Origin of the sequence: Yoonia sp. (assembly GCF_017854565.1) — a bacterium.
GTDB lineage: Bacteria > Pseudomonadota > Alphaproteobacteria > Rhodobacterales > Rhodobacteraceae > Yoonia.
In genome coordinates, this window is record NZ_JAFMHJ010000010.1 from 34,256 (window position 1) to 48,306 (window position 14,051).

A 14,051-nucleotide genomic window follows, 5' to 3' on the forward strand; every position below is an offset into this window, starting at 1 on the left:
AGAGAGAGCGCGCTTATGAGCGACACCCTGTTCCCGCCCCGTCCGACCCCGATTGTACCCGTCAAAGGGCGGGGGGGCTTTCCGGTCGCCCGCATTTTCTGCGTCGGGCGCAACTATGCCGCCCACGCCGCCGAAATGGGCCACGAGGTGGACCGCGAGGCGCCGTTCTATTTCACCAAATCCGCCCATGCCGTGCTGCTGTCAGGTGCACCCATGCCCTATCCGCCGCGCACCAACGACCTGCACCACGAAATGGAACTTGTCGTGGCCATCGGCGCACAGGCCCGCGACGTCCCGGTGGATCAGGCGATGGATGCTGTGCTGGGCTACGGGTGCGGCCTTGATATGACCCGCCGCGATCTGCAGGCCGCAGCCAAGGACAAACGCAGGCCATGGGATACCGGCAAGGATTTCGAAAACGCGGCCATCATCGGACGGCTCACACCCGCCGATCAGGTCGGCGATCTGGCTGCGCTGCCGATCCGGCTCTGCGTGAATGGCGCCGTGCGGCAACAGGCGCTGCTGTCCGATATGATCTGGTCCGTCGCTGAAATCATCGCCGATCTGTCCACGCTTTATACATTGCAACCCGGCGACCTGATCATGACAGGCACCCCCGCCGGCGTTGGTGCGGTTGTGCGCGGCGACGTGCTGCACGGCACAATCGGCGATCTTGATCCGGTTGCGACAACCATCATCTGACCCCATCAACCAATTCTTGAAGCAAGAGAGGATCACCATGACCACCACCCGCCGCACACTGCTTGGCCTGATCGCCGCCGCCGCCCTTGGCACCGGTGCGACCGCCCAGCAGATCACGCTTCGCATGCACCAATTCCTGCCCGCTCAGGCGAATGTGCCCGCCCATATTCTTGATGTCTGGGCCGACAAGGTCGAGGCCGACAGCAATGGCCGCATCAAAATCGACCGCTTTCCATCAATGCAACTGGGCGGCACCCCGCCGCAACTGATTGATCAGGCGATCGACGGCGTGGCCGACATCATCTGGACCGTCGCAGGCTATACGCCGGGCCGCTTTCCCCAGCTTGAAGTGTTTGAACTGCCCTTCATCATGACCAACGCCGAGGCCACATCCCGCGCCTATTGGGAACTGGCCGAAGCGCGCATGATGGACACCGATTTCGCCGATTTTCACCCCCTTGGCCTCTGGGTCCACGGACCTGGTGTGATCCATGCCAACCGCCCGGTCACTGATGTCGCCGACCTCAACGGGTTGAAACTGCGCGCGCCGACCCGGACCACGACGACGCTGTTCACCAGCCTTGGCGCAACCGCCGTCGGCATGCCCGTGCCCGCCGTCCCCGAGGCACTGTCCAAAGGTGTCATCGACGGCGCCGTGATCCCATGGGAAGTCGTCCCCGCCCTGAAGGTGCAGGAACTGGTCACGAACCACACAGAATTTCCCGGTGCATCACTATACACCACCGCCTTTATCTTTGCGATGAACAACGCCACCTACAACGGGTTGCCTGACGATCTTCAGGCGGTGATCGACACGAACTCCGGGCTTGAATTCTCGGCCTTTGCAGGGCGCACGATGCAAGACTACGACGCCCCCGGTCGCGCCTTGGCGGAGGCCGCAGGCAACACCATCATTGCGCTGACCCCGGCACAGATCGCCGCTTGGCGCATCGCCAGCCAGCCGACAATCGACAATTGGATCGCCGATGCGGACGCCGCAGGGATCGACGGCACGGGCCTGTATGATGCCGCGACAGCGCTGATTGCCAAGAACACCAGCAGCAACTAAACCGCTCCGCGACCCCCTTGGACTGACTTTGGGGGTGGCGTTGCGTCTGGAGACCTGCCTTGCTGCACATCCTCGTTGAACGATTGGCCCGGTTCATGGCGCTGCTTGGCGGGCTTGTGCTGTGCCTGCTGGTGGTTCTGGTCTGCCTCAGCGTCGCTGGCCGCGAGGTGAACGACATCGCACATACCGGCTATCTGGGCACCGTTGGCCAATGGCTGCTGGACGCGGGTATCGGCCCGGTCACCGGGGATTTTGAACTGGTCGAGGCGGGCATCGCCTTTGCGATCTTCGCCTTCCTGCCGCTGACCCAGCTGACCGGGGAACACGCAAGGGTCGATATCTTCACCAGCGGCCTTGGCCCCCGCGTGAACCATGCGCTGGCAACATTCTGGAGCCTGATCATGGCCGCCGTTATCGTGCTGATCACATGGCGGCTTTTCATTGGGATGCAGGACAAGATCCGCTATGGCGAAACGACATATCTGATCCAGTTTCCGATCTGGTGGGCCTATGCCGCCAGCTTTGCGGCGGCGGTGACGGCCAGCATCATCAGCCTGTACTGCGCCGCCATGCGCCTGACCGGAAAGCGCCGCACATGAGCGATCTTGCCCTTGGCTACCTGTCATTTCCGGTTTTGCTGCTGCTGATCTTCTTGCGCGCACCCATCGGGCTGGCCATGTTGATCTGCGGTATCGGCGGGCTTTGGCTGGCCACGGACGGCACAGTCGTCTTCATGGCGAAACTCAAATCCGAGGTTTATTCGACCTTCTCGAGCTACAATCTGTCGATCATCCCGATGTTCCTGCTGATGGGGCAATTCGCAACCCTGTCGGGCATGTCGCGCGCCCTGTTCAAAGCCGCCGAGGCATGGCTTGGCCACCGCAAGGGCGGCATGGCGATGGCCGCTGTGGGTGCCTGTGCCGGTTTCGGCGCGATCTGCGGTTCGTCCCTCGCGACCGCCGCCACAATGAGCAGGGTCGCCTTGCCAGAACTGCGCAAATACGGCTATTCGGGCGGTTTCTCAACCGCGACGCTTGCCGCGGGCGGCACGCTGGGCATCTTGATCCCGCCCTCGGTCATCCTTGTGATCTATGCTATCCTGACCGAGCAAAACATCGCGAAACTCTTTGCGGCGGCGTTTGTGCCCGGCATATTGGCCGCGCTTGGCTACATGCTCACCATTGCGATCTACGTCCGGCTCTATCCCGATCAGGCGGGCACCCACCCGCGATTGCCCTATGCGGAACGGGTCCGTGCATTGGTCGCGGTCTGGCCGGTGCTAATCGTCTTTGCCGTCGTTGTGGGCGGGATCTACAACGGCTGGTTCACCCCCACCGAAGGGGCCGCAATCGGCGCCATGGGCACTGGCCTGATCGCGCTGTTTTCGCGCGCGCTGAATTGGGCGGTGTTGCGCGACAGCATCATGCAGACCGCGACCGGAACCGGCATGATCTTTTTCATCGTGCTGGGCGCTGCGTTCTACAACGGCTTTCTGGCCCTGACCCAAGTGCCGCAGGAACTGTCGGCATGGGTGACGGGCCAAGGGTTCAGCCCGTGGATGGTCATGGTGCTGATCTTGCTGTTCTATCTCGTGCTGGGCTGCCTGATGGACAGCCTGTCAATGATCCTGCTGACCATCCCGATCTTCTGGCCAGTGATCCAGACACTTGATTTCGGCATGACCAGCGAAGAGGTGGCGATTTGGTTCGGCATCCTTGTGCTGATCGTGGTCGAGGTCGGGTTGATCACACCGCCCGTCGGCATGAACCTGTTCATTATCAACAGCATGGACCGCGAAACGCCGATGACGGCGACCTATAAGGCCGTGCTGTTCTTTGTCGGCTCGGATATTGTGCGGGTGATGATCCTGCTGCTGTTTCCCGCGATCACGCTGTTCACGATTGACGGCTCGCTGGGGCAGGCATGGCAAGCCGTCATGGGGCTTTTCGTCAGGTTATGACGTCCGGTGCTTGCCGTCCGGTGTGTCTGGCAATCTCGGCAATCGCGGCGGCGGCTTTGGTCACGGCGGCCAGCGCTGCCGCAGTCGGCTGGTCAAGCTGGCCGGGGTCCGTTTCCAATCTCTCCAGATAGACCCGCAGCGTCGCCCCTGCGGTTCCGGTGCCCGACAGCCGAAACACCACCCGCGCTGTGTCGCCAAAGATAACGCGAATACCCTGATGCGCGGTATGGCTGCCATCAATCGGATCGTCATAGGCAAACTCATCCGCGCGGGTCACCACAAGCCCGGCAAACGACTGCCCCGTCAGCGCCGGCAAACTGCCGCGCAGCGCCTGCATCACCGCATCCGCCTTGTCGGTATCTATCGCTTCATAGTCATGGCGCGCGTAATAGTTCCGGCCATATTTCTGCCAATGCTCAGCCATCAGCGCCGCCACCGATTGGCCCGTGGACGCAATAACGCTGAGCCACGAAAGCACGGCCCACAACCCGTCCTTTTCGCGCACATGATCCGCCCCGGTGCCGGCACTTTCTTCGCCACACAGGTTGATCAGCCCGGCGTCAAGCAGGGTGCCAAAGAACTTCCATCCCGTCGGCACCTCGTAACAGGCAACACCTTTGGTGCGCGCCACCCGGTCGACTGCCGCAGATGTCGGCATCGACCGCGCGACCCCCTTGAGGTGGGGATGATGCGCCGCAAGCACGGCCAGACTATCGGACGGCGTTACATAGGCGCCGCGCCCGATGATCATGTTGCGGTCGCCGTCACCGTCGCTGGCTGCACCGAAATTCGGTGCATCGGGCCCGGCCATGATCGCCATCAACCCCTGCGCCCAGATCGGGTTGGGGTCGGGATGGCCACCGCCGAAATCCGGCAGCGGCGTCCCGTTGATCACGGTCCCGCGCGGTGCTCCCAGCCGCTCTTCCAACAGGTGCTTTGCATAGGGGCCCGTCACCGCATGCATCGCGTCAAACGCCATGCGAAACCCGCCCGCAAACAGCCCGCGCAGCGCGTCGAAATCAAACAGCGTGGCCATCAGGGCGGCATAATCAACCACCGGGTCCACGACCGTAACCGTCATTGCGCCAAGCCGGGTCTGGCCAATCACCGCCAAATCGACATCCTGCGCGTCGAAAATCCGATAGGCCGACAGCGCCTGCGTCTGCGCAAAGATCGCGTCACTCACGCTTTCCGTCGCCGGGCCGCCATTGGCCATGTTGAATTTCAAACCAAAGTCCTGATCGACCCCGCCGGGATTATGGCTCGCCGTCAGCAAGAACCCACCATCCATGCCGTGCTTGCGGATCAGATGTGATGCGGCAGGGGTCGACAGAATCCCGTTCTGCCCCACGATCACGCCACGGGCGCCATTCGCCGCCGCCATCCGCAAGATGACCTGAATGGCCCGGTCGTTAAAATAGCGGCCATCGCCACCCACGACAAACCGCTTTTCCGCCGCGCCGCCAATCGCATTGATGACGGCCTGCACATAATTTTCCAGAAAATGCGGCGCCATAAAGTCACGCGTCTTGCGACGCAGGCCCGACGTGCCGGCCTTTTGATCTGCAATCGGTTGGGTCGCAACGGTGTGACGTGCCATGACAGCTCCCTCAGTTACGCGGGCAAGTTTGGCGCAGGGTTGGGCTGACCGTCAAATGTAAAATCACATTGTAACGCACGATCAATCACGCGCTGCGCATTGGGTATATCGTTCCCCTCGGCGCGGCGGGTCGCCACAGAGGGCGAATAATTCAGGCTGAGCCAGCGTTGGATCAGCCGTGCACGCAATTCGCGCATCGGCACATCCAGCCGCGCGGTCACATCCCAAAGCGGGGCAAGCGATGCCCACGGTGCCTCATCGAACATCAGGTAATTGCCCTCGACGATGATGATAGCCGCATCCAGCGGCACCGCCACGGCCCCCGCGATGGCCAGATCACGGGCCCGGTCAAAGATCGGCGCAAAGACCTCTTCGCGCGCTTTCAACGCCTTGATCATGCGCACGAATCCCGGCGCGTCAAAGGTTTCGGGCGCGCCTTTGCGGGGCCGCAGATTGCGCGCCTCAAGCACGGCATTGTCCAGATGAAAGCCGTCCATCGGCACCACGGTTGTCTTGCGTTTTTGCGTGTTCAGGCGGCGGGCCAGTTCGCTTGCCAATGTTGATTTGCCACAGCCGGGCGCGCCGGTGATCGCCACCAGTTGCTGTGATCCGCTGCGGTCCAGCAGATGCTCCGCCAATATGTTGACGTGATCGGTTAGCGTTGCCAAAATTTTACCTGTAAGTCAGTGGGCTTTGCCCTGTTTTTCCCTAGCTTAACGCGCCGCGCCCGGTTCTGCGACCTGTTTTTGCACCATCTTGCGTTTCTTATGGCCATCCCCCGGCTTTTTGCATGGCCATAAGAGATGAAAAGTGGCGCTTGCAGGTGCTTTGCCCTAGGTTGCACAATGGAACGACAACGCACGAAGGGAGCGCGGTTATGTCGATGATCCTTCGGGTGTGGCGTGTGTTGCGCACCGTCTGGAAAACAGCGGGCGAAAAGCACCTTGGCCTGATTGCGGCAGGTGTCGCGTTCTTTGGCATGTTCGGCATTTTCCCCGGCATCGCTGCGGTCATCGCCATCTTTGGGTTGGTCGCCGACCCCGTGGTCATCGAAGAACAACTGCGCCTGATGGAGGGGATCATTCCCCCCGATGCCTATAATCTGCTGTCGGCTCAGATCACGGGGCTGGTCAATGCGGGCACAGGTAGGTTGGGCTGGGCCACGTTGGTTTCCATCACGCTGGCGCTGTGGTCGTGCCGGGCGGGGGTGGGCGCGCTGATCGGCGGCTTGAACGCCATCGCAGGCCAGCGCATGCGCAATGGGATCTGGCAGATGGTGGTCGCGCTGTTGCTGACGGTCGCCCTTGTGGCGCTGGCCATTGTCGCGCTGTCGGCCGTCGTGATCTTGCCGATCATCATGGCCTTTATTCCGCTCGCAAATTCAACGGCTTGGCTGCTCGAAGGGCTGCGCTGGTTCTTGGCGTTGGGTGTGCTCATGACCGGGCTCAGCTTGCTCTACCGGTTCGGACCCGCCCGCATCGACACGCGCGGGCGATGGATCACCGTGGGCGCATTTGTCGTCGTGATCATCTGGGTCGCGGCTTCGGCGGGGCTGTCGTACTACCTGACGAACTTTGCCAGCTACAACGAGGTGTACGGCTCAATCGGGGCAGTGATCGGTCTGCTGCTGTGGCTTTACGTCAGCGCCTATCTGATCCTGCTGGGGGCCGCATTGAACGTGGCGGTGCATGGCCATGGCATCCGGCACGGATCAAGCGCAACAGCCTTCCTTGACGAAGGTTAGCCAAGGCACCAAAACACCTAGGTGACTGCGGCTTTGGCTTTATAGGCCGGATCATCCCACAGACGGTTTTGCATGACATCCGCGATGATGCTGATGGCGCGATCCACGTCATCGGCGTCGATAAACAGCGGTGTGAACCCAAAGCGCATGATATCCGGCGCACGAAAATCCCCCACCAGATTGCGCGCAATACAGGCCTGCATCGCAGCGTATCCATCGGCAAAGCGGAACGATACCTGACTGCCCCGTGCATCGGGGTCGCGTGGACTGGCCAGCGTCAACATCGGGCAGGCCGCCTCGACACCGGCGATAAACTGCTGCGTCAGCGCGATTGATGTGCGGCGTAGCGCGGCCATATCCACATGGTCCCAGATGTCCATCGCGGCATCCAATGCGGCCATCTGCAAGACCGGCGGCGTGCCCACGCGCATCCGCGAAATGCCGCTGCCGGGCCGATAGTCCAGATCAAATGCAAACGGTGCGGCATGGCCCAACCACCCCGATAGCGCCGGGGCACAGTTTTCGATATGGCGCGGTGCGACATAGATGAACGCCGGCGCGCCGGGTCCGCCATTCAGGTATTTATACGTGCACCCCACCGCAAAGTCCGCGCCACATCCCTGCACATCGACCGCTATCGCACCCGCGGAATGGGCCAAATCCCACACCGCAACAGCCCCCACGCCATGCGCCGCCTTGGTCAAGGCGGCCATATCATGCAGCCGCCCCGTGCGGTAATCGACCTGTGTCAGCAGCACCACAGCCACATCGCCGCCGATGCTGCCCGCGACATCCTGGGGGGCCATGACGCGCAATTCATGCCCGCGCCCCAATGCCTTGATCAGCCCCTCAGTCATATAGATATCAGACGGGAAATTGCCGCTATCGGTCAGAATCACCTTGCGGTCGGGCACCAGATCAATCGCAGCGGCCAGCGCCTGATAGACCTTGATCGACAATGTGTCGCCCAACACCACATGCCCCGCTTCCGCCCCGATCAGCCGCCCGATCCGATCCCCCAGACGTTCCGGCTGCGCCATCCACCCTGCACGGTTCCAGCCGGTAATCACCTTTTCGCCCCATTCCTGCGTGACCGTCCGTGCCACCCGCGCCGCCGCCGTCTTTGGCAACGGGCCCAGCGAATTGCCGTCCAGATAAATCATACCCGCAGGCAAGTGGAACAAGGCCTTTGTCGCCGCGAAATCCGTCATTACACCTGACCGCCTGAAATCTGTATCGTCTGCCCATTCACACTGCGCGCCGCATCCGAACACAGCCACATCGCCGCCCCTGTCGTCTCATCGACCGCCAGCAGCCGCCGATGCCGGTTGCCCTTTGCAACCATGTCGATCGCGCCCTGTTCATCCACGCCGAAACGCGTGATCAAGCCGGGCAACTGGTTGCGCACAATCGCCGTATCCACATAGCCGGGGCACAGCGCGTTAAACGTAATCGGACGGCGCATGAATTCCTCGGACAGACCCCGGATCAGGCCGATCACGCCGTGCTTTGTCACCGTATAGGGGATGGCGTTCTTCAGCCCCCGCACCCCGGCGATCGAACTGATGACGATCATCCGCCCGGTATCTTCGGGCGCCAAAGTGGCAAGCGCGGCCTGAAACGTCAGGAAAACCCCGTCCAGATTGGTCGTCATAGTGCGCCGCCAGTCCGCCAGCGATGTTTTCTCAAACGGGCCACCCTCGGCGATCCCGGCATTGGCCACACATATCTGGATTGGGCCACGTACCGCCGCCGCCGCCGCGATACCATCGCGCACCGATGCTTCGTCGTCGACATCCATCACCAACGCATGCAGGCGCGGGCTTGATGCCGCGACCCTCGCCAGTTGATCCGCGCGCCGCCCGGTGATCGTCACCTCGGCCCCGGCATGGGCCAACGCAAGGGCGATCCCCTCGCCAATCCCTGTGCCGCCGCCCGTGATCAGCGCGTGCTTGCCTGCATGTTCCATGACCTGTCCTCCGTTATTTGGCATGCTAACCGCAAGCAGGGCGTGGACAAGCACAAAGGCAGCGGGCACAACTACGCCATGAAATGGATCGACATACCCCCCGTCTGGCTGGCCATCGCCGTCGCCGCGACCTGGGCCGTCAGCCAATTGCAGCCTGCGGCAATCGCGCTGGGCGGGTCTGCGGTTGATTTTGCCGGTGGCCTCTTGGTGGGTGGCGGCCTTGTCCTGATGGCATTGGCCGTTGCTGAAATGCGTAAACGGCGCACGACCGTCATGCCACATATGGAGGCGGACACCCTTGTCACCACAGGTATCTTCTCGCGCAGCCGCAATCCGATCTATCTGGGTGATGCGCTGGTGCTGGCGGGGCTGGCCCTGCGGTGGGATACGCCCGCCGCGTTGATTCTCGTGCCGCTTTTCATGGCCACGATCACCCAGCGCTTTATCGTGCCCGAAGAAAACCGCCTGCGGGTCAAATTTCGTGCAGACTTTGCCCGTTACTGCCAAAAGACGCGGCGTTGGGCCTGACTGTGTGTGCGTGACATGTGCCCGTGCGGGGGGCACTCTCTTGTGAAATGCTCTGGGCCGCTATAATCCATGTCAGGCTGCTTGAATAACAATGGGGGACGGTCCGTGAAAATCGGCACACCAAAAGAGACATTCGAAGGCGAGAACCGGGTTGCGATGACGCCCGCCTCGGCCAAGGACCTGCAAAAGCTGGGTTATGATTGTATGATTGAAACCGGCGCCGGGCAGTCGGCTGGTTTTTCCGATCAGACCTATATTGACGCGGGCGTCGATGTGGTCAAAACCGCCGCCGCCTTGTGGAAGGCCGCCGATGTGGTCGCCAAGGTCCGCCCACCATCCGATACCGAGGTCAAGCGCCTGCGCGAAAGCCAGACATTGATCTCGTTCTTCTACCCTGGCCAAAACAAAGACCTGATGGAGGCAGCCAACAAGAAAGGCGCCACCGTCATCGCGATGGACATGGTCCCGCGTATCAGCCGCGCCCAGAAAATGGACGCGCTGTCGTCGATGGCCAATATCGCGGGCTACCGCGCCGTGATCGAGGCCGGCAGTAACTTTGGCCGCTTCTTTACCGGGCAAATCACCGCCGCCGGCAAAGTGCCCCCCGCCAAGGTGCTGGTCGTCGGCGCCGGTGTTGCAGGCCTTGCCGCCATCGGGACCGCCACATCGCTGGGTGCGATCACCTATGCCTTTGACGTGCGCCCCGAAGTGGCCGAACAGGTCGAAAGCATGGGCGCCCAGTTTGTGTTCCTTGATTTCGAGGAAGAACAGCAGGACGGCGCGGCCACCGGCGGCTACGCCTCTGTGTCGTCGCCCGAATTTGCCGCGGCCCAGCTTGCCAAGTTCCGCGAACTGGCACCCGATATTGATATCGTCATCACCACTGCCCTGATCCCCGGCCGCGACGCGCCCGAACTGTGGACCAAGGACATGGTCGAAGCGATGAAACCCGGTTCCGTCATCGTCGACCTCGCCGCAGAACGCGGCGGCAACTGCAAACTGACCGTCAAGGACGAGAAAATCGTCACCGACAACGGCGTGACCATCATCGGCTACACCGACTTCCCCAGCCGAATGGCGGCGCAAGCCTCGACGCTTTATGCGACCAATATCCGTCACATGATGTCAGACCTGACGCCGGACAAAGATGGCGTGCCAAATCAGAACATGGAAGACGACGTGATCCGCGGTGCCACCATCACCGACAAGGGCGCCATCACCTTTCCGCCGCCACCACCCAAAGTGGCCGCCATCGCGGCGGTCAAACGCGAACCGATCAAGGAACTGACACCACAGGAAAAGCGCGCCAGAGAAGTGGCGGCATTTCAGGCCCAGACCAAAAGCCAGGTCACATTGCTGGCCGTCGGCGGCGCGCTGATGTTGCTGATCGGGGCCTTTGCGCCAGCCAGCTTCATGCAGCACTTTATCGTGTTCGCATTGGCCTGTTTCGTCGGGTTTCAGGTGATCTGGGGCGTCGCCCATTCGCTGCACACGCCTTTGATGGCGATCACCAACGCCATCTCGGGGATCGTGATCCTTGGCGCGCTGTTGCAGATCGGGTCGGGCAGCTGGATCGTGGTGATCCTGTCGCTCATCGGGGTGCTTATCGCGTCCATCAATATCGTCGGGGGTTTCCTCGTCACACGGCGGATGCTCGCCATGTTCCAGAAATCCTGAGGGGGCCGATATGTTTAGCATTGGCATTACATCGGCGGCCTACATTGCGTCCGCAATTCTGTTCATTCTGGCCCTCGGCGGCCTGAGCAATCAAGAAAGCGCCAAGCGCGCCGTCTGGTACGGTATCGTGGGCATGGCGGTGGCTGTCGTGGCCACCGTGTTCGGCCCCGGCGTGTTCAACATCGGGCTGATCATCGTTTCAATCGCGGTGGGGTCATTCGCCGGGCACTACGTGGCAAGCAAGGTCCAGATGACCGAAATGCCGCAACTTGTCGCCGCCTTGCACTCCTTCGTGGGTCTGGCTGCGGTCTTTATCGGCCTGAACGCTGAAATCATGTTGCAGGCGGTACAGGACATGAAGGCGGCCGGCGTTGATGAAACCATCGCGCAGCTGACCGGCTTTGGTGAAAAGCTCTGGCACAAGGACGCGGTCGAGGTCGCGATCCTCAAGGTCGAGGTCGCCCTTGGCATCTTCATCGGTGCGGTCACCTTCACCGGGTCCATCGTGGCCTTCGGCAAGCTGGCGGGCAAAGTCGATGGCAAGCCCAGCAAACTACCCGGCGGGCATATGCTGAACCTTGGCGCGGCCATTCTATCGCTGGTGCTGTTGATTGCCTACGCCAATGGCGCGGGTATCTGGACCATGGTGCTGATGACGATCGTTGCGGGCTTTATCGGGTATCACCTGATCATGGGCATCGGCGGCGCGGATATGCCCGTCGTCGTGTCGATGCTGAACAGCTACTCGGGCTGGGCGGCTGCGGCGATCGGCTTTACGCTGGGCAACGACCTGCTGATCGTGACCGGCGCGCTTGTCGGCTCGTCCGGTGCGATCCTGTCCTACATCATGTGCAAGGCGATGAACCGCAGCTTTGTATCGGTAATCTTGGGCGGCTTTGGTGGCCCGCAGGGCGAACAGATGGCGGTCGAAGGCGAACAGATCGCCATCGACGCCGATGGTGTTGCCGCCGCGCTGAACGAAGCGGATTCTGTCATCATCATTCCGGGCTACGGCATGGCCGTTGCGCAGGCTCAGCAATCGGTGTCTGAACTGGTCCGCAAACTGCGCGCCCAAGGCAAGACCGTGCGCTTTGCGATTCACCCCGTCGCGGGGCGTTTGCCGGGGCACATGAACGTGCTCTTGGCCGAAGCCAAAGTTCCCTATGACATCGTGATGGAGATGGACGAGATCAACGATGATTTCCCCAATACGGACGTGGCTATCGTGATCGGCTCGAACGACATCGTGAACCCCGCAGCCCAGGACGACCCCAACAGCCCCATCGCTGGCATGCCCGTGTTGGAATGTTGGAAGGCCAAGCAGGTGTTCGTGTCCAAACGTGGGCAGGGTACGGGCTATTCCGGCATCGAAAACCCGCTGTTCTTCAAGGAAAACACACGCATGTTCTATGGCGATGCGAAAAAATCGCTCGACGAATTGCTGCCGAAAATCGACTAGACGCGCGGGGCGGCACGCCGCACCGCAGGCCCCGCTGGAAACGGCGGGGCTTTTGCGTTTTATTTCCCGCGTTGTGGACAAAGACACTGCTTGGGGCATATCTACAGATAACCCCCCAGGAGATGACCATGCCCGTCAAAAACCGCTTTGCCGAACTGCTGCCCGAAATCACTGCATGGCGCCGGGACCTGCATGAAAACCCTGAAATCCTGTTCGAAACCCATCGCACGGCGGCGGTCGTCGCCGACAAGCTGACGGTGTTCGGCTGTGACGAGGTGGTCACCGGCATCGGGCGCACCGGCGTCGTGGGCGTGATCAAGGGCAAGACCGATACATCCGGCAAGGTGATCGGACTGCGCGCCGACATGGATGCGCTGCCAATTCATGAACAGACCGGGCTTGCGTATAAGTCAAAGGTCGATGGGGCGATGCACGCCTGCGGTCACGACGGGCACACCGCGATGCTGCTTGGTGCCGCGAAATACCTGTCCGAGACGCGCAATTTCGACGGCACCGTCGTAGTCATCTTCCAGCCCGCCGAAGAAGGCGGCGGCGGTGGCCGCGAGATGTGCCAAGACGGCATGATGGACCGCTGGAATATCCAGGAGGTCTATGGCATGCACAATTGGCCCGGCATACCGCTTGGCCAGTTTGCGATCCGCGAAGGCGCGTTTTTTGCCGCGACGGATCAGTTTGATATCACCATCGAAGGGCGCGGCGGCCATGCGGCCAAACCGCATGAAACGGTCGATGCGACCGTGGTCGCGGCCCATATGATCACCGCCCTGCAAACCATCGCCAGCCGCAACGCCGACCCGGTCGATCAGGTGGTTGTGTCGGTGACGTCGATTGTGTCATCGTCCAACGCCTATAACGTCATTGCGCAGCGCGTCCACCTCAAGGGGACCGTGCGCACGATGTCCGGGGACATGCGCGCGCTGGCGCAACGGCGTCTGACCGCGATTGCAGAGCTGAGCGCCCAGACATTTGGCGCAAAGGCCGAAGTGGCCTATCATCTGGGCTATCCGGTGATGGCCAACCACCCGACGCAAACGGCCTTTGCCGCCGATGTGGCGATATCCATCGCGGGCCGCTGTGATCAGGCGCCACTGATCATGGGTGGCGAAGATTTCGCCTTCATGCTCGAAGAACGCCCGGGTGCCTATATCCTTGTCGGCAATGGCGACAGCGCGTCGGTGCATCATGCCGCATACAATTTCAACGACGAAGCGATCCCTGCTGGGTGCAGCTGGTGGGCTGGAATTGTGGAACAACGGATGCCCGCAGCCTGATCGCCCAACCGTATGTACGCTGTATGTACAGGGTCTGTACGGCAAAAATAT

Annotated in this window: 13 protein-coding genes; 9 read left to right on the top strand and 4 right to left on the bottom strand. The window is 61.5% G+C overall.

Features of this window, described 5'->3' with window-relative positions; all coding sequences use genetic code 11:
• The first annotated feature begins 15 nt into the window (after window positions 1–15).
• From QZ196_RS06230 to QZ196_RS06245, 4 genes are all read left to right on the top strand, one after another.
• Window positions 16–702, top strand: a complete 687-nt coding sequence (locus QZ196_RS06230; RefSeq protein WP_296424897.1) for a fumarylacetoacetate hydrolase family protein — start codon at window positions 16–18, stop codon at window positions 700–702.
• Between the two features lie 37 nt (window positions 703–739).
• Window positions 740–1,771, top strand: a complete 1,032-nt coding sequence (locus QZ196_RS06235) for a TRAP transporter substrate-binding protein (RefSeq protein WP_296424898.1) — start codon at window positions 740–742, stop codon at window positions 1,769–1,771.
• A 95-nt stretch (window positions 1,772–1,866) separates the two neighbouring features.
• A complete protein-coding gene (locus tag QZ196_RS06240) occupies window positions 1,867–2,370 on the top strand; it encodes a TRAP transporter small permease (protein WP_296424899.1) in 504 nt (167 codons plus the stop codon).
• On the top strand, window positions 2,367–3,731 hold the full coding sequence (locus QZ196_RS06245) for a TRAP transporter large permease (protein ID WP_296424900.1): 1,365 nt from the start codon (window positions 2,367–2,369) through the stop codon (window positions 3,729–3,731). The genes QZ196_RS06240 and QZ196_RS06245 overlap by 4 nt, the downstream gene beginning before the upstream one ends.
• Here the strand turns inward: QZ196_RS06245 and QZ196_RS06250 are convergent.
• A complete protein-coding gene (locus QZ196_RS06250; protein ID WP_296424901.1) occupies window positions 3,721–5,331 on the bottom strand; it encodes an alpha-D-glucose phosphate-specific phosphoglucomutase in 1,611 nt (536 codons plus the stop codon). The two genes, QZ196_RS06245 and QZ196_RS06250, sit on opposite strands and share 11 nt — an antisense overlap.
• 14 nt (window positions 5,332–5,345) lie before the next feature.
• Window positions 5,346–5,999, bottom strand: a complete 654-nt coding sequence (locus QZ196_RS06255) for an NB-ARC domain-containing protein (protein WP_296424902.1) — start codon at window positions 5,997–5,999, stop codon at window positions 5,346–5,348.
• Window positions 6,000–6,208: 209 nt separating this feature from the next.
• On the opposite strand from QZ196_RS06255, the gene QZ196_RS06260 reads away from it, so the two are divergent.
• The gene (locus tag QZ196_RS06260; protein WP_296424903.1) at window positions 6,209–7,075 is read left to right on the top strand and encodes a YihY/virulence factor BrkB family protein; all 867 of its coding nucleotides are present in this window, start codon (window positions 6,209–6,211) and stop codon (window positions 7,073–7,075) included.
• 17 nt (window positions 7,076–7,092) lie between these two features.
• Here QZ196_RS06260 and kynU read toward each other — a convergent pair whose 3' ends face one another.
• Window positions 7,093–8,286 carry a kynureninase gene (kynU, locus tag QZ196_RS06265; protein ID WP_296424904.1) on the bottom strand — a complete coding sequence of 398 codons (1,194 nt, stop codon included), beginning with the start codon at window positions 8,284–8,286 and terminating at the stop codon, window positions 7,093–7,095.
• Window positions 8,286–9,068 (bottom strand): SDR family oxidoreductase, encoded by a 783-nt coding sequence (locus QZ196_RS06270; RefSeq protein ID WP_296424905.1) that lies wholly within the window; start codon window positions 9,066–9,068, stop codon window positions 8,286–8,288. Before QZ196_RS06270 ends, kynU begins: the two co-directional genes overlap by 1 nt.
• Window positions 9,069–9,122: 54 nt before the next feature.
• Between QZ196_RS06270 and QZ196_RS06275 the strand changes: the two genes are divergently transcribed.
• From QZ196_RS06275 to QZ196_RS06290, 4 genes are all read left to right on the top strand, one after another.
• Window positions 9,123–9,572, top strand: a complete 450-nt coding sequence (locus QZ196_RS06275) for an isoprenylcysteine carboxylmethyltransferase family protein (RefSeq protein ID WP_296424906.1) — start codon at window positions 9,123–9,125, stop codon at window positions 9,570–9,572.
• Between the two features lie 105 nt (window positions 9,573–9,677).
• On the top strand, window positions 9,678–11,249 hold the full coding sequence (locus tag QZ196_RS06280) for a Re/Si-specific NAD(P)(+) transhydrogenase subunit alpha (RefSeq protein WP_296424907.1): 1,572 nt from the start codon (window positions 9,678–9,680) through the stop codon (window positions 11,247–11,249).
• A 10-nt stretch (window positions 11,250–11,259) separates the two neighbouring features.
• Window positions 11,260–12,708, top strand: a complete 1,449-nt coding sequence (locus tag QZ196_RS06285) for an NAD(P)(+) transhydrogenase (Re/Si-specific) subunit beta (RefSeq protein WP_296424908.1) — start codon at window positions 11,260–11,262, stop codon at window positions 12,706–12,708.
• Between the two features lie 128 nt (window positions 12,709–12,836).
• Window positions 12,837–14,000: a M20 aminoacylase family protein gene (locus tag QZ196_RS06290; protein ID WP_296424909.1), complete on the top strand. Its 1,164-nt coding sequence runs from the start codon at window positions 12,837–12,839 to the stop codon at window positions 13,998–14,000.
• The last annotated feature ends 51 nt before the right edge of the window (window positions 14,001–14,051 follow it).